Consider the following 16,745-nt stretch of genomic DNA (forward strand, 5'->3'; position numbering starts at 1 on the left):
GTCACTCCGCTACCGTCTCCCCAATCAAGCACCATCAGCAAAGGACCCACTTCATGACAATGACCACCGAGCAGGCCGAATGGTTTGCAGCCACCTTTGAAAAGCTCGTTGCCAACGTTGGACAGGCGGTCCTAGGCAAGGAACACGTCATCCGGCTGACCTTCACAGCCATGCTTGCAGAAGGCCACGTGTTGTTCGAGGATGCGCCGGGGACAGGCAAGACGTCATTGGCCCGCGCATTGGCCGCCACCGTCCAGGGGTCCAACAACCGCATCCAGTTCACCCCCGACCTGCTGCCCTCTGACGTCACCGGTGTGACCATCTACGACCAGAAGACGCAGAAGTTCGAGTTCCACAAGGGCCCCATCTTCAACAACATCGTGCTTGCCGACGAAATCAACCGTGCGTCGCCGAAGACCCAGTCAGCCCTCCTTGAGGTGATGGAGGAATCGCGCGTCACTGTGGACGGTGTCACGTATGAAGCGGGCAGGCCGTTTATGGTTATGGCAACCCAGAACCCGATTGAACAGGCAGGTACCTACCGGCTCCCGGAAGCCCAGCTGGACCGGTTCCTGATCAAGACATCCATCGGCTACCCGGACCACGCCTCCACGGTGAGGCTCCTGGGCGGAGCAAACTTGAAGGACCGGTCCAAGGAACTGTCGCCGGTCATCACCACCCAGGCCGTGGCCGACATGGCTGATCTCGCCGCAACCGTGCACGTGGATACCGCAGTCCTTGAGTACATCTCGCGGCTCTGCGAAGAAACCCGCAACGCACCGGAGACCCGGTTGGGCGTCTCCGTGCGTGGAGCCCTGGCGATGGTCCGCGCCGCAAAGGTGTGGGCTGCCGGACAGGGCCGGAACTTTGTCCTGCCCGACGATATCAAGGAGCTGGCAGCCGTGGTGTGGACACACCGTTTTGTCATGGACCCTGAGGCCGAGTTCTCCGGCGCCACGGCGGAAGCCGTCCTGGTCCGTGTACTTTCTGAGGTTGCTGCCCCGCAGCAGCGCGCCAGCGCCTGACTTCTCCCCAGCCAGACCCACCACCATTCAGCGCGAACGAAGGCACCATTATGTCCAGCGGCCATCCGTTGACCCGGCTCCTTGACCGGCTCCGGCAGCCCTTCCGTAAGGACGGCAGTCCCGGCAGGCTCCACCCCTCGTCCCTGTGGGCAGAAGCAACCGGCACCGCGGGGCTGGCGCTGGCTCCGCTGTGGCAGAGTGTCCGCGGCCACTGGCTGCGGTTCGTGTGGCCAGTCCTGTCGGTGGTGAGCGTCCTCGGCTGGTCGGTGCTTGCCGCCAGCATCGTGCTCTGGATGGCCGGCCAGGCTTTTGGCTGGCAGGAAGCAAAGGCCGCGGCGATAGCGGCCTTTGTCCTGTTTATCATCGCCATCGGCTTTATCCTGGGCCGATCTTCCTACGGAGTTGTCCTGGATCTGTCGCGGACCCGCGTTGCGGTGGGGGACACTGCCGTAGGCAGCATCGCCGTCTCCAACACCTCCGCCCGCCCCCTGCTGCCCGCGGCCCTGGAACTGCCGGTGGGCGCAGCCACAGCTGTCTTCCACCTGCCCAGGATGAAGCCGCAACAGGTCCACGAGGACCTTTTCACCATTCCAACAGCCCGCCGCGCGGTCATTGTGGTGGGACCGGTCCGTTCCGTCCGCGCCGACCCCCTGCACCTGCTGCGGCGCCAGGTGTTGTGGACCGAGCCCGAGGATCTCTATGTCCACCCGCGGACTGTCGCCTTGGCCGGCTCCGCCGCCGGCTTCATCCGCGACCTCGAAGGCATGCCAACAACAGACCTCTCCAGCGCCGATGTGTCCTTCCACGCCCTGCGTGACTACGTACCGGGGGATGACCGCAGGCATATCCACTGGAAGACCACGGCCAGGACCAACAAGCTCATGGTCCGCCAGTTTGAGGAGACCAGGCGGGCCCACCTGGCCATCTCGCTCTCCATCAACACCGATGAGTACGCCTCGGAGCAGGAATTCGAAATGGGCATCTCGGCGGCGGCCTCCATCGGCCGGCAGGCGATCCGCGAGCAGCGCGAGCTGGATGTCCTGACGCAGAAGGGTCCGCTGCGCTGTGAAACGGGCCGGAACATGCTCGATGACATGACAAGGATTGTTGGCGCGCCCATGCGCCGGAACGCCGTCGACCTTGCCCGGACCCTGGCGGACACCGTCCCGAACGCCTCGGTGGTCTTCTTTATCGTGGGCAGCAATGTGACTCCCACCCAGCTCCGCTCCGCCTCGGCATCCGTGCCGCCCGGCGTCCGCAGCCTTGCTGTGCGGCTCCAGACCGGAGCTGCACCGTCGCGGGCCAACATCGCAGACCTGACAGTACTGACCCTGGGCGATCTTTCCGATCTTGCCATCGTCCTGAGAAAGGCGGCCGCATGAGCACGGCGCAGGGCCTCCGCCCACGGACCCAGCGCACCCAGGAAGTGTCGGCCTTTGCCGACGGCCAGCCGGCCTGGCACTTTGTGCTCGACGCCGGTGCCCTCACCGTGCTGCTGGGGCTGGGGGTCCTCGGCTTCAGCCTCAGCTTCGGAGGTGATCCCTACTACCTCGTTTCAGGATTCGGGGGAATCATCCTGGGCCTGGCGATCGCCGCCTGCAATGCCCACCTCAGGCTGGGGCTGCTGATCACCGCAGCACTGACCCTTGCCGCATACCTTTTGTTCGGGACAGCCCTCGCGGTCCCCGGGTCGGCCATCGCCGGATTCATCCCCAGCCTGGACTCGTTGCGGACGCTTCTCCTCGGCGTGGTCTTCGCCTGGAAGGACATGCTCACGGTGGGCGTGCCGGTGGGTACTGCCGGCGGTGTCCTTATCGTCCCGTTCCTCAGTTCCATGGTGGCCGCGGCCGTTGCCGGAATCCTGATCTGGCGGGTCAAAGGCCCCTATTGGCCGCTGCTTCCGGTGCTGGCACTCTTCGTCACCGGCATTGCCTTCAGCACCAACGCCGCCTTCCTGACGGTGGAACGCGGCATCGCGCTCACCGTGGTTGCCATCGCCTGGGCAACTTTCAGGAGGGATGCGTTGCGGCGCAGCGACACGCGGAAGGTTTCGGTCAATCGTCCCGACGGCGACACCGCCACTGCCCGGCGGGCCAAGATCCGCCGGCTTGGCATGGCAGCCGCCGTCATCGCGGTGAGCGTGGCGGTCACCGCCGTGGCTGCGCCCCTGGTCACGGCAGCCGACGACAGGAAAGTCCTCCGCAACGTGGTGGTTCCGCCCTTCGACCCCAAGGACTACATCACCCCGCTTGCCAGTTTCCGGACGTTCGTCAAGGACAAAAAGGACGAAACCCTTTTTGTGGTCAAGGGCCTGCCACGCGACGGCCGCGTGCGGCTTGGTGCGCTGGACGCGTTCAACGGCACCAACTACAACATGGACCCCAACGGCTCCGGCAGCTTCAGCAAGGTGGGGGACACCAAGTCCATCAACACCCTGGCGGACACCTCGAGCGTTGTTCCCACGAACGACTACTCGATGAACATCACCATTGGGGAATACCAGGGGTACTTCGTCCCGGGCGGGCGAAAGACAACCGGCCTCAGTTTTGACGCCGGCGCCTCGGCGGCCGCCTCAGGCCTCTACTTCAACTCGGGCACGGACACCGCAGTGACCACCAAGGGACTGTCCAAGGGTGATTCCTACAGTGTCCAGGTGTCCGATCCCGTCAAGCTCGAGCACGGCCAGTTGACGCAGTACGATTTCGCCAGGGTCACCCTCCCCGATGCGCTGGAGGTCCCGCCCGTGGTGGGATCCCAGGCCAACGACCTCTCGGCAGACGCCCCCACCGCCATTGACCGCGTCCGGCAGATCGAAGCCCACTTCCAGAAAACCGGGGCCTTCAGCAACGGGCTGGTTACCGAGGGCCAGCTGCCCAGCGTGTCCGGGCATGGTTCGGCCCGGATCAGGAGCCTGCTGACCGCCAAGCAGATGCTCGGTGACGACGAACAGTACGCCGTCTCCATGTCGCTGATGCTGCGGCATCTTGGCATCCCCTCCCGGGTGGTGATGGGGTTCTACCCCGATCCCACCAGCCCGGAGAACGGTGCAGGAGAAGTGAAGATTACCGGCAAAGACGTCCACGCCTGGGTGGAGGTGGCGTTCGACCGGGTGGGCTGGGTCAGCTTTGATCCCACCCCGCCCAAGGACAACATCCCCATCCCGCCGGATCCGGAAAACAAGTCCAAGCCCAAGCCCCAGGTGCTTCAGCCGCCGCCGCCGCCGCAGGAACCTGCGGACCTGCCGCCGGACTCCTCCCCGGATGCCCTGGACGCCGACCAGAAGAAAAACAATCCATGGCTCTTTTGGGGAGCCCTGCTTGGCGCCCTGGGAATCGCCCTCATACCTTTGTCGATCCTTGCGCTGCCGCTGCTGCTCATCGCCCTGCTTAAGTCGCGGCGCCGGAAGGCCCGTTTCAGGGCGGGGCACCCGGCCGAGCGCGTCGGTGGAGGCTGGAATGAAGTGGTGAGCCTGGCCACTGACATGGGAGCCGGAATCAACACCCGCTCCACGCGCCGTGAAAGCGCAGTGGTGGTTGCTGAGGCCTTCCCCAAGTCTGCCTCCACCACCACCATGCTGGCCCACCGCGCCGATGCGTCGATCTTCGGGGCGGGGCAGCCGAGCGAGGAAGAAGTCCGGCAGTACTGGACCATCGTTGACGGTTCCCTGAAGGAAATGACCGGAACAGTAGGGTTCTGGCGCAGGCAGCAGGCCCGGTTCTCGCCGCGGTCACTGCTGGCCGATGGCCGCACTGCGCTTAAACTGCGTGGAACCCGGCCGGTCCTGGGCGGCCGAAAACTGCCCGCCGGGGCGGGTTCCGCGCTTGGTTCCGGGCCCGGTTCCGCCGCCAGGGGGCAGGCCGCCGGTAGGGTGGAGAACGGTCCGGAGGCCGCATCATCCAGCGGGTCCCGGGCTGTGGCCGAACAGGACACTGCAGGCTTTGTTGAACCTGATGAGTCCACAGTCCTCAGGAACCCTGGCAGAAAGAACAACACCGAGTCATGACCAACCACGCCGAGCGCTGCCAGCGCTGCCAGCAAGTGATCCGCAGCGGGGCCACGTTCTGTACATCCTGCGGCGCTCCACTGGCCAACAGGGCGGCCCGGAACGAGCGGAACGTGGACCACGCGCAGAGGGCGCTGATGGATCGGCCGGCTGCGCATGCAGGCCAAATTCCCGATACTATCCCGGTAGTAGATCGGGCACCGGCCGACGGCCGGCCCGGACAGCCAGGACAGCCAGGACACTCAGGACGGCCAGGCCACGCACCCGGGGCCAGCGGACACGACGCCGCCGGTCCTCTGGGCTCCGGTCCGGTCCGGAGCGGTCCGGCTGGCCACAGCCCAGGGGGAGGGACAGGCATGGCAGTGAATCTTGAGCTCGTTCCGGCCAGCGCCGGAAAGCGGCTCGGTGCGGCCGTGCTCGACTGGCTTGGTCCGCTCGCCGTCCTTGTGGTGGCATTTGCCATCGGTTTCGCCGGCATCACCCGCACCCAAAGCGGTGGTTTCATCGTCTACGACACGGGCTCGGTGGTGTTGTTCGGTGGCATCGGCCTTGGACTGACCCTGGTCTACCTGTTTGTCCAGCTGGGCATGGAAGGCCGGTCCGGGACGACTATTGGAAACACGGTCATGGGCATCCGGAGCGCCGACAACGACGGTTATGGCCCGGGTGCAGGTGGCATTTTCCTCCGTGGTCTGATCACGGGCGCCGGGATCATCCTGGCCGCCCTCACGGCCATCGCTGTTGTCGTGTTTAAGTGGTTCGATGCCGCCCTCCTGATCCTTGGTCCGCTGCTGCTCATCGGCGCCGCGTGGGCGGTCCTGGTGGTGGTCTCCAACAGGTGGGACCGGAACGGCGGGCTCCGTGGCTGGCATGACAGGGCCGCCAAGACGCTTGTCTTCGACGTCAAGGCAGGACGCAACCCCATCACCTCAGGCGGCATCCAGGGCCCCTACAGTTTCGCGCCCCTGGACCTGCCGCCGGTCCAGCCAGTGGTGTCGCCCGTGGCAGGTGCCATCAAGTCACCCCAAGTCATTAACGCCCAGCTTCCCTTGAATCAGAACCAGAACCAGAACCAGAGCCAGAACCGGCAGCAAAACCCGACGCACAATCCCAACCCGTGGCAGTCGGCATCAGCGGAGCGGCCCGCCCCGTACCAGCCCATGGCCCAGCCTGCTGCACCGCAGCTGCCTGCATCAGTCCAACCGTCCGCGTCACCGCAGCCGTTCCAGCCGGCCCAGGGCGGCGTGGTTCCCCACTCCTCTCCACAGCAGCCCCCGTACCAGGCCACGCCGGCCCTGCCGCAATCTTTCCAGCCGCAGCCGGTCCAGCCGCAGTCCTTCCAGCCGCCCGCCGTCGTCGTTCCTTCGGCTCCAGCTGCCGGCCCCTCCGCCGGAGGGCATCCGGACGATGACCACGACCGCACGCAGATGCGCGGCGGAACCCTGGAGGCCGCCCCTGTGGCCGTCCTGCGGATAAAGCTCGACGACGGCCGCGACTTCCAGCTTGACCGCAACGTCCTGGTGGGACGGAACCCGGTGGGACAGACCGGCGAGCAGCAGGCCCAGCTTCTGGCCATCGACGACCCCAGCCGCTCGATTTCCAAAACGCACCTCCACGTCCTGACCGACGGCGCAGGGATCTGGGTGACTGACAGGAACTCCACAAACGGCAGCGCTGTCACCACCGCGGACGGCCTGCGCACACCACTTCAGCCGGGCGTGCCCGCGTTTGTCAGCCCGGGATCCATTGTTCATTTTGGTGACCGTTCCTTCCACCTAGGACAGGCATGAATTCCCAGCCAGCCAGTATTTCCCCCGACGCCGACCAGGGGGCCGGGCTGAGCCTAAGCTATGGCTACGGGACGGACCGTGGCCTGCGGCGCGAACTGAATGAAGACTCCTTCATCGCGTCCGACCCCGTTTTCGCGGTCGCTGACGGAATGGGTGGCCATGAGGCCGGCGAAATTGCCAGCGGCATGTGCGTCCGTGCCTTGGCGGCGATGCCGCAGCTGGCCACCGGAGAGCGCAGCGTTACCGCGGCGGTCCTCCAGCAGTACCTGGTCCAGGCGGATGGCTCCATTCGCGAAGCCACCGGTGCACGCGCCGGAACCACCCTGACCGGGGCAGTTGTTGTTGAACAGATGGGCATGCCGTACTGGCTGGTCATGAACATCGGCGACTCCAGGACATACCGCCTGAGCCAGGGGCAGTTCGCCCAAATAAGCGTGGACCACTCCGAAGTGCAGGAACTTGTTGACGCGGGCGAAATCACGCCCGAGCAGGCAACAGTCCATCCCAGGCGCCACGTGGTCACGCGGGCGCTGGGAACGGGAACCGACACGGAAGCCGATTACTGGCTGTTGCCCGTCGAGGAGGGGGACCGCATGCTGATCTGTTCAGACGGACTCAATGCCGAACTGACCGATGAACACATGTTCCGCATCCTCAGCACCGTGGGGCATCCGCAGGACGCCGTCGACGCCCTCATCCAGGCCGCCCTCCGCAACGGCGGCAGGGACAACGTCACCGTCATAGTGGTCGACGCCAAGAACGTGATGAACGACGCCGGAATCGCCACCACCGCCCCCAGGCCGGTTGTCGATGCCGAAGACGAAATCACGTTGCCCCGTGCCCAGGTTGTTGACACGCAGGGGCCAGAGGGCGAGCAGAATGAAAGCGAGGAGCCAGCCGATGGCCGCAGGTAGTTACGCGCCGGGAACCTGGCTGGGAATTGTCCGGTCCCGGACGGCCGTCGTTCTGGGCCCCGATACGCAGCCGGCCCTGGTCCAGTCAATGTGGGAGCTGCTGGCGGACGGGCCGGAGGCGCACGAGGTGCTTCATGCCGTCACCAGCAGTTTTGGCGTTTCCCTGTCACAGATCCCTTCGTTCGGAATCGTTGACCTGCGGGACTCGCTCCATGTCTTCCTGCGCGGCGAGCTGGACCTGACCGTCCAGCTTCCAGGCGGCCCCATCGAAGTGAGCGGACGGGACGTGACCACGTGGAATGAGCGACGCTTTGGCGCCCCCGAGTGGTACCGGCTCACCCTTCCCGGCGTTGCTCCTTCAGCCCAGGAATTTCCCCTGGGGGAAGGCGTGGTGCTGCTGAAGTCATTGACGGTGGCCCTGGCCGGCGCTCCTGACGCAGCTGCCCCAAAGCCGGGCGTGGATGCACACACAGGTCTGGCTGGTACTGCGGCAACTGCGCTGGCTTCGCCTGTGCCAGCCTCGCCTGCACCACTCTTGCCTGGACCACTCTTGCCTGAGCCAGCGGCCCCTGAACTTGGCCTGTCTGAAAAGGGAACGGCTGCGGAATCCGATGCCGTTGATGAAGGACAACAGCCTGCTGCTGACGGTGGGGCCTTCGCTGAACCTACGTTGGCTGTGCCCGAAGAAAGTGACACGGTCCTGGAAACAGTCGCCCCGGAACATGGTGCGTCCGCTGAGACCGTCATGGGCGTCCTTGACGAGGATGGGTACTATTCCGCGGAGTTGGCGGATTCGGCCCATCCGGGAGCAGATCGGGTTTCCGCTGCGGAGGAACCGGCGTCCGAGCCAGACCCGGTCCCCGCGAACGAACTGACCGGCACGTACGACCACCTGTGGGAACGCACGGTGGTACGGAGCATTGAAGATGCCGCCGTCCGCGATGACCCTGAAGCGACGGAGGGCGTTGGCCCCGCTTCATCGGCGGGGAAGGTTGGCAGTGCCGCCCTGGAGCTGCCGGCGCAGATGCCGGCGGCACGGGGGCTCCAGGCCGCCGGAAAGCCTGCCCAGCCCGACGGCGCCGCTGCCCCGGAGGCCCGAAGCGCCTTGCCAGGAAATTCCACACCGCCCACCGGCGGCGGGCCGATCAGCAATGACCCGATGACGGGCGGGCTGATCGACTCGGTTCCCTGGCGCACCGGTGGGGCCAATACCAGGAAAGCCGAGGCCCCGCCAGCACTGGATATTCCTTCCGGCGGGCCAGGCCCGGAACTGGCCCCCGGCAGCCGGCAGGACTCCCCGGCGGAGGATCCGGCAGGCCTTCCCGCCGGATTCGACGGAGACCACGACGGCCACACGATCATGAAAAGCGATCTTGCCGGAATGGCTGCCCATCCTGCACCAACGGTTCTTCCGGATGCTGCCGGTCCGCTGGTGCTGGCCCGGGTCTGCAGCCGGGGCCACGCGAACCCACCCACGCATGCGCAGTGTGCCGCCTGCGGGCTGCCCCTGCCCTCCGACGGCGTCCAGGTGTCGCGGCCGCGGCTGGGCCGGATGCGGGTATCCACCGGTGAGGTGGTGGACCTTGACCATTCGTTGGTGATCGGCCGGCAGCCCTCAGTCTCCCGGGTCCAGGGTGGGGTAATGCCCCGGCTCGTCCAGGTGGCGAGCCCCGGCGGCGATATCTCCCGTTCGCACGTGGAAGTCCGGCTGGAAGGCTGGCACGTGATGCTTTGCGACCTCAAGGCCACCAACGGAACGGTCCTGGTCCGGGAAGGCCAGCAGCCGAGGAGGCTGGCCCAGAACGAGATGGCCATCGTGCTCGATGGCGATATTGCCGAACTGGGCGACAACATCTCATTGCGTTTTGAGGAGATTCTTTGAGTTCGAAACGGCCTGTTGCGCCGCCGCCCCACATCCCGGGGTTTAACTACATCAGTCTGCTGGGATCCGGCGGGTTCTCCGACGTCTACCTCTACGAGCAGGACCGGCCGCGGCGGAAAGTGGCTGTCAAGGTCCTGCTGTCCGACCTGAAAACGGACGGCGCGCGGCGGAGGTTCGAGTCTGAGGCCAACCTGATGGCCCAGCTCTCCTCCCACCCCTACATCGTGACCATCTATGAGGCTGAGGTAACCGAGGCAGGACATTCCTACCTGGCCATGGAATATTGCTCCAGGCCCAGCCTCGATGTCCGCTACCGGCGGCAGCGGTTCAGCGTGGACGAAGTCCTGGCCGTGGGCATCCAGGTGGCATCCGCCGTCGAAACCGCCCACCGGGCCGGCATCGCGCACCGGGACATCAAGCCGGCGAACATCCTGGTCACCGATTACAACCGCCCCGCGCTGACGGACTTCGGGATTTCCGGCACGCTGGGCAGCGATGCCGACGACGACGCCGGGATGTCAATCCCGTGGTCCCCACCGGAACAGTTCACCGACGGACCGATTGACGGCGTTTTGGTGGACGTCTGGGCCCTCGGGGCCACGCTGTACACCCTGCTGGCCGGCCGGTCTCCCTTCGTGATGCCCGGGGCCGATAATTCCCAGCGTGAACTGATTTCGCGCATCAGCACCATGGCACTGCCCAGGCTCGGCCGCGCCGACGTCCCGGAATCCCTGGAACTGGCACTCTCCACCGCCATGGCGAAGTCAGCGTCCTCCAGGTACTCCTCGGCCCACGCGTTCGCTCTTGCCCTGCAGCGGATCCAGGCTGAGCTGAACCTGTCAGTCACGCCCTTTGAAGTGCTCGAAGAACCCCACCAGGAGGACGGCCACCCGGACGACGGCTTCGAGGAAACCCGTGTCCGCAGCGTTGCCGCCATCGATCCGGAGCGGACCGGCAGTGCGCCCACCTTCCCGGCACGTACCCGTCCGCAGGGCCCCGGCCCATTCCCGGTGACTGGCCCGCCTGCTGTCAACCCGGCCGCTGCTGGTCCGTCTGCCCCCGTCCAAGCGGGGGACGCGGCCCGGCCCCAGGTCCCGGGCCACCTCTTTGCCGGCCAGCATCCCCAGGGAAACCCGGCGGGCGAGTGGTCGCACGCCACCATGCTCCGTGGCAGCGCCCCCGCCGCCTACGGCACACGCCAGGACGGCACACCGCAGTACGGCACCCCCCAGGACGCGACGGTCCACCGCCCTTCCCTCCTCTCGGCTGACGCAGGACAACATCCAGGACAACAGCACCCGGCAGGGCGGGCGCCGGGCCGGGGAGAACCTGAGCTTGACGCCACCGTGGGCCGGCCGGCCATGCCCCGGGGGGACGCCCCGGGTCCTGCCCCCGCCGACCACGGCAAACGCAACCTGTGGCTCGCGATCACCGGAGGGACCCTGCTGGCGGTCGCCGTCGTCGTGGGAATTGCCTTGTCAGCAACAGTCCCGCCGAAGCCGGTACCCACGGAGCAGGTCAGCAAGCCTCCGGTAGATCCCCTGGATAACGGGACTGTCCCGGACGTCGAGGCACTGGGCGGGTTCCTGGACAGTACAGGAACAGTAAGTTTCAGCTGGAACAATCCCCAGCCGAAACCCGGTGACGTCTTCAAGTGGCGGGTCTTCGCACCAGGGCAGACCGAGGGCGCCTACCAGTCCACTACCTCCTCCTCCGTCCAGGTGAAACCAAATCCCTCGGGAACCACCTGCATCGAGGTGATGTTGGTCCGCAGTGACGGGGCCTCCTCTCCCATGGAAGAAGAAGATTCGGTCCACTGCGTGCCCAACAGCTAGGAATGGCCTGGCCAGCGGACAGGCCGACGAACAACATGCAATGCCCTATGAGGAGGCACGGAAAATGGGGGATCTAGCAATAGATTTCTGTGGTGAGTGGTACGAGCCGTCGGATGAGGATATTTTCAACATCGGGCGTGAAGGCGACCTTGAAGTGGACGACAACCCCTACCTGCATCGACAGTTCCTGCAGGTGGCCCGCTACGACGGAATGTGGTGGCTCAGCAACGTAGGCAGCATGCTCTCGGCCACGGTCGCCGACGCTTCCGGCGGCATGCAGGCCTGGCTGTCGCCCGGGGCCCGCATACCCCTCGTCTTCAGCCACACCAACATCATTTTTACCGCCGGACCCACCACCTATGAGTTCGCCGTTCACCTTAAGACGCCGTCGTTCCGCCAAGAGGCGCGGGACGAAGACAGCAATGGGGACACCACTATCGGCCCCGTGGTGTTCACCGACTCGCAGAAGGCGCTCATCGTGGCGCTCGCCGAACCGATGCTCCGCCGCGAGGGGACTGGATTCAGCGCCATCCCGTCCTCGGCTGCGGCGGCCAAGACGCTCGGCTGGGCCCTGACCCGGTTCAACCGCAAGCTGGACAACGTCTGCGACAAGCTGGACAGGGTTGGGGTGGTGGGACTCCGCGGCGGAGGCGGAAAACTGGCTACAAACCGGCGGGCCAGGCTTGTTGAACATGCTGTTACGTCCCATCTGGTGACCCCTGAAGACTTGTATCTGCTCGAAAAGATGAGGGGCGTGGACGAAGGATGAGAATCCGGCTGACACTTCGCCGGGACCCGGCCGAGACCAAGGACCTCGCGGTCACCGTTGACGGCCTGGCCACCGTGGCGGACACCGCCACTCAGCTGTGGTCTGCAGACCCTGACCGCAAGGGGGTTCCGGCGCCGGAAAACCTTTCCCTGCGGATCGACGAGGCCTTTGTGGCCGGCGGGATGCGCGGCAACGTCCTGACCCGCACGGACAACCTGCTCGAATCAGGGCTGCGGCCGGGGTCGGTTGTTTCACTGACCCAGGTCAGCGCACAGTTTGACGCTCCGGGCGCCAACCGGGGGCCCGCCACGGCCACCCTGCGGATCCTGTCCGGCCCCGACGTCGGCCAGGAGTTTTCCCTCCCTTCAGGCACCAGTTACATTGGCCGGGACCGGGACGTTGACATCCGGCTGACCGATCCCATGACCTCAAAACGCCACGCCCGCATCACGGTAGGCGAAAGCGTCGAGATCGTGGACACCAATTCGGCCAACGGCCTCCTGATGGACGGCCTTCCGGTCACCAGGGCCACGCTTAATTCCTCAGACACGGTGACCCTTGGTGATACCACCGTCACGGTGGTTCCGCTGGGGCGGAACCAGGCGGCAGCGCCGACGTCGCCCCTTGTCGATTTCAACCGGTCACCGCGCGTGGTGCCCTGCTTTGAATCGCCCAAGCGGGTCCTGCCGGCGGGACCCAAACGGCCGGACAACCAGCCTTTCCCCTACATCATGCTGATGGCGCCGCTGCTGATGGGGGCCGTGATCTTCGCGACCACCCGGAACCTGATTTCTGTTGTGTTCATGCTGATGATGCCGCTGTTCGTGGTGGGCCACTACGTCGACCAGAAGATGCAGACCAAGCGCCGGCTCAAGGAACAGCTGAAGCACTTCCGGGAGTCCATGGCCGCGTTCCGCCAGGACATCACCGAACTGCAGCACGTTGAACGCTCCGTCCGGCTGCAGGAGGCGCCGTCCGTCAGCGACACCGTGGATTCCATCTACAAACTGGGGCCGCTGCTCTGGACCCACCGCCCTGAGCACAAGGGCTTCCTGGGCCTGAGGTTTGGGCTGGGCACGGCGCCGTCCCGGGTGGTCCTTGAGGAGTCGTCGAACAACGACACCGAAGTTGAATACATGCGCGAGATCCAGGACTGCCTCAAGCAGTTCAAGGACATCGAGGGCGTGCCGGTGGTCTCCCAGCTGCGGACGGCGGGATCCTTTGGCGTCGCGGGAGCACGCGGACTGGTTGATGACGTGGCCCGCGGCATGGTTTTGCAGCTGGCGGGCCTTCACTCGCCCGCCGAGGCCGTCATTACAGCCATCACGTCAGCCCAGTCCCGCGAGCGCTGGAACTGGCTGCAGTGGCTGCCGCACGTAGGTTCGGGCCACAGCCCGATCAGCGGCGACCATCTGGCTGCAGGCTCAGCGGGCGGTTCCTCCCTCCTGGCCCGGCTTGAGGACCTGGTGGACACCCGTGAGGCGTTGGCTCAGCGCTCCGGCGCTGATCTCCGCCCGGAGCTTGACCCTGCCAAGGTGGAGGTTCCCGTGCCGGTCCTGCCGGCTGTCCTGGTCATTGTGGAGGACGATGCCCCTGTTGACCGCGGACGGCTGACGCGGCTTGCCGAGCGCGGGCCTGATTCCGGGGTGCACGTCATGTGGGTGGCCACCGACATCCAGGCTCTCCCTGCAGCCTGCCGGGATTTTATGGTGGTGGACGGCGATCACGGCACCACCACCGGCCAGGTGCGGCTTGGCCAGCACACCTACCCCGTCAGCTGCGAAAGCCTTGACGCGGATCTCGCCGCCCAGCTGGCCAGGATGCTCTCCCCGGTAGTGGACGTGGGCAAGCCTATGAGTGACGACTCGGACCTGCCGCGCGCCGTTTCCTACGCCACCCTGATCGGCAAGGACTTCCTGGACAACCCGCAGGCCGTGGCGGAACGGTGGAAGGAGAACAACTCGGTCCACGCCACCGCCGTCCAGAACCGCAAGGACAACGGAACGCTCCGCGCGCTGGTGGGTTCAAAAGGCGTTGAACCGCTGTACCTTGACCTGAAGAACGAGGGGCCGCACGCCCTGGTGGGCGGAACCACCGGTGCTGGCAAGTCGGAGTTCCTGCAGTCCTGGGTCATGGGCATGGCCGCCGCCTACAGCCCTGACCGGGTGAGCTTTCTGTTTGTGGACTACAAGGGCGGGGCCGCTTTCGCCGATTGCCTGCACCTGCCGCACACCGTGGGCCTGGTCACCGATCTCTCCCAGCACCTGGTCCGCCGGGCCCTGACCTCCCTCCGGGCAGAACTCCACTACCGGGAGCACCTGCTGAACCGGAAAAAGGCGAAGGACCTGCTGGCACTTCAACGCGAAGCCGATCCTGATGCTCCGCCGTACCTGATCATCATCGTGGACGAATTCGCGGCGCTTGCCACCGAGGTGCCCGAGTTCGTGGACGGTGTTGTGGATGTGGCCGCCCGCGGGCGTTCACTGGGACTCCACCTGATCCTGGCCACCCAGCGGCCCGCCGGTGTGATCAAGGACAGCCTGCGGGCCAACACCAACCTCCGTGTGGCCCTGCGCATGGCGGACGAAGAGGACGCGACCGATATCCTCGGCGTCCCGGACGCCGCCTACTTTGACCCGTCCATCCCGGGCCGCGGCGCCGCAAAGACCGGTCCGGGCCGGATCCAGGGCTTCCAGACCGGTTATGCGGGTGGCTGGACCACGGAGAAGCCGCAGCGGCCCCAGATCGACATCGTTGAAATGGCCTTCGGCTCAGGTCCCAGCTGGGATCTGCCTGCCCCTGAACAGCCGGTGAAGGAAGACCCCGCCGGTCCGAACGATATCTCCCGGATGACCACCAACATCGTCCGGGCGGCCGAGCTCCTGGCCATCCGTCCGCCGCGCAAACCCTGGCTGGATGAGCTTGCCAAGACCTACGACTTCTCCAAGCTCCCCAATCCGCGGACGGACGAGCGGCTGCTCCTGGGAGTGGCGGACGATCCTTCCCGGCAGGACCAGCCCACGGTCTTCTACGAACCCGACAAAGACGGCAACATGGCCATCTACGGTACCGGCGGTTCCGGAAAGTCAGCGGCCCTGCGCGGTATTGCGATTGCCGCGGCCGTCACTCCGAGGGGAGGTCCCGTGCACCTCTACGGGATCGACTGCGGGTCCTCGGGACTGAAGATGCTCGAAGAGCTGCCGCACGTGGGGGAGATCATCAGCGGGGACGACGTGGAACGCGTCGGACGCCTGCTTCGCCTGCTGCGCGACATTGCTGATGAACGCTCCGCGCGCTTCGCCGAAGTCAGGGCTTCCACCATTGTTGAGTACCGGAGGCTGGCGAACCGTCCCGGTGAAAAGCGGATCTTTGTGCTGGTGGACGGAATGTCGGCGTTCCGCGAGACCTACGAGTACAGCAAACTTTCCGCACTGTGGGATATCTTCCTGCAACTGGCAACGGACGGACGTCCCCTGGGCATCCACCTGGTAGTGACCGGGGACCGCCCCAACTCGGTCCCGGCGTCGCTGCTGGCGTCCATTCAGCGCCGGCTGGTTCTGCGGCTCTCCTCCGAGGACGACTACCTGACCATGGCGGTTCCCAGGGACGTTCTCAGCAACACCTCGCCTCCGGGCCGGGGCCTGCTGGACGGCCTGGAGGTACAGCTCGCGGTCCTGGGAGGCAACTCCAACCTGGCCCTGCAGGCGAGGGAGGTCCATAAGCTCAGCCAGGCAATGCTCCGCCAGGGGCTCGACAAGGCGCCCAGGATCGAGCGGCTCCCGGAGCAGGTGGACCTCGATGTATTGCCCGCCGGCCGTCCGGACCTGCCCGTGATCGGTGTGGACAACGAAACACTGGAGCCGGCCGAGATCATGGCGAAGGGCCCGCTGCTGGTCTCCGGTCCGCCCGGCGCCGGAAGGACCGTGGCGCTGGTGACTCTCGCCTACGCGCTCAGGCGCTCCAACCCGGAGACGGAGCTCGTCTACATCGGCTCGAGGCGGTCCGCTGTGGCCTCGCTGCCCATCTGGAATCGGTCGATAGTAGGCGCGGATGACCTCGCCGAGGTGGCCGAAGACCTGATCGAGCATTCATCGGGAAATCCCGGCACGGTGGCCATCTTCATTGAGGGTCTGACAGAGTTCACCGACACGGTGGCGGAATCGCGGATAGGGCAACTGGTGACGGCGTCAATCAAAGCCGACCAGTGGGTCATCGGGGAGTCCGAAACGTCCACCTGGTCTTCAGCCTGGTCCCTTTCCCAGCCCTTCAAATCGGGGCGCCGCGGCCTGCTGATCAACCCCGGCGACATCGAAGGCGACAGCCTGCTCAACACCTCCCTGGGCAGGGTCAGCCCCGACTTCATCCCCGGCCGCGGGTACATTGTGGGCCGGGGCAAAGTGCGCAAACTGCAGATTGCGCTGCCGCCTGAAAACAGGGGCTGAGCACACCTGTATGCGGCGGGCCGCGAATTCATGGAATTTGCGGCCCGGCCGCGTGCTGTAGCAGACTACCGGGAACACCCGTTGG

Annotated in this window: 9 protein-coding genes; all 9 read left to right on the plus strand. The window is 65.8% G+C overall.

Going from position 1 to position 16,745, the window contains the following annotated elements:
• Nucleotides 1-53 precede the first annotated feature (53 nt).
• The 9 genes from M1E17_RS07175 (at nt 54) to M1E17_RS07215 (ending at nt 16,660) form a co-directional block, all read left to right on the plus strand.
• Entirely contained in the window at nt 54-1,025 is a 972-nt protein-coding gene (locus tag M1E17_RS07175) for an AAA family ATPase (RefSeq protein WP_457966439.1), read from the plus strand.
• A 50-nt stretch (nt 1,026-1,075) separates the two neighbouring features.
• The gene (locus M1E17_RS07180; protein ID WP_457966441.1) at nt 1,076-2,407 is read left to right on the plus strand and encodes a DUF58 domain-containing protein; all 1,332 of its coding nucleotides are present in this window, start codon (nt 1,076-1,078) and stop codon (nt 2,405-2,407) included.
• The gene (locus M1E17_RS07185; RefSeq protein WP_457966442.1) at nt 2,404-5,028 is read left to right on the plus strand and encodes a transglutaminase-like domain-containing protein; all 2,625 of its coding nucleotides are present in this window, start codon (nt 2,404-2,406) and stop codon (nt 5,026-5,028) included. Before M1E17_RS07180 ends, M1E17_RS07185 begins: the two co-directional genes overlap by 4 nt.
• A 356-nt stretch (nt 5,029-5,384) precedes the next feature.
• Nucleotides 5,385-6,818: an RDD family protein gene (locus M1E17_RS07190; RefSeq protein ID WP_457966444.1), complete on the plus strand. Its 1,434-nt coding sequence runs from the start codon at nt 5,385-5,387 to the stop codon at nt 6,816-6,818.
• On the plus strand, nt 6,815-7,732 hold the full coding sequence (locus tag M1E17_RS07195; RefSeq protein ID WP_457966446.1) for a PP2C family protein-serine/threonine phosphatase: 918 nt from the start codon (nt 6,815-6,817) through the stop codon (nt 7,730-7,732). The genes M1E17_RS07190 and M1E17_RS07195 overlap by 4 nt, the downstream gene beginning before the upstream one ends.
• A complete protein-coding gene (locus M1E17_RS07200; protein WP_457966448.1) occupies nt 7,719-9,614 on the plus strand; it encodes an FHA domain-containing protein in 1,896 nt (631 codons plus the stop codon). Before M1E17_RS07195 ends, M1E17_RS07200 begins: the two co-directional genes overlap by 14 nt.
• On the plus strand, nt 9,611-11,449 hold the full coding sequence (locus tag M1E17_RS07205) for a protein kinase domain-containing protein (protein WP_457966450.1): 1,839 nt from the start codon (nt 9,611-9,613) through the stop codon (nt 11,447-11,449). The genes M1E17_RS07200 and M1E17_RS07205 overlap by 4 nt, the downstream gene beginning before the upstream one ends.
• 64 nt (nt 11,450-11,513) lie before the next feature.
• Nucleotides 11,514-12,218, plus strand: coding sequence for a hypothetical protein (locus M1E17_RS07210; protein ID WP_457966452.1), 705 nt, complete (start codon nt 11,514-11,516; stop codon nt 12,216-12,218).
• Entirely contained in the window at nt 12,215-16,660 is a 4,446-nt protein-coding gene (locus M1E17_RS07215) for an FtsK/SpoIIIE domain-containing protein (RefSeq protein ID WP_457966453.1), read from the plus strand. The genes M1E17_RS07210 and M1E17_RS07215 overlap by 4 nt, the downstream gene beginning before the upstream one ends.
• The last annotated feature ends 85 nt before the right edge of the window (nt 16,661-16,745 follow it).

The organism is Arthrobacter sp. D1-29 (genome assembly GCF_054130585.1).

Bases quoted from the DNA above. Each gene is read 5' to 3' on its own strand.
- M1E17_RS07175 (WP_457966439.1), top strand. From the start codon at position 54: ATGACAATGACCACCGAGCAGGCCGAATGGTTTGCAGCCACCTTTGAA.
- M1E17_RS07180 (WP_457966441.1), top strand. From the start codon at position 1,076: ATGTCCAGCGGCCATCCGTTGACCCGGCTCCTTGACCGGCTCCGGCAG.
- M1E17_RS07185 (WP_457966442.1), top strand. From the start codon at position 2,404: ATGAGCACGGCGCAGGGCCTCCGCCCACGGACCCAGCGCACCCAGGAA.
- M1E17_RS07190 (WP_457966444.1), top strand. From the start codon at position 5,385: ATGGCAGTGAATCTTGAGCTCGTTCCGGCCAGCGCCGGAAAGCGGCTC.
- M1E17_RS07195 (WP_457966446.1), top strand. From the start codon at position 6,815: ATGAATTCCCAGCCAGCCAGTATTTCCCCCGACGCCGACCAGGGGGCC.
- M1E17_RS07200 (WP_457966448.1), top strand. From the start codon at position 7,719: ATGGCCGCAGGTAGTTACGCGCCGGGAACCTGGCTGGGAATTGTCCGG.
- M1E17_RS07210 (WP_457966452.1), top strand. From the start codon at position 11,514: ATGGGGGATCTAGCAATAGATTTCTGTGGTGAGTGGTACGAGCCGTCG.
- M1E17_RS07215 (WP_457966453.1), top strand. From the start codon at position 12,215: ATGAGAATCCGGCTGACACTTCGCCGGGACCCGGCCGAGACCAAGGAC.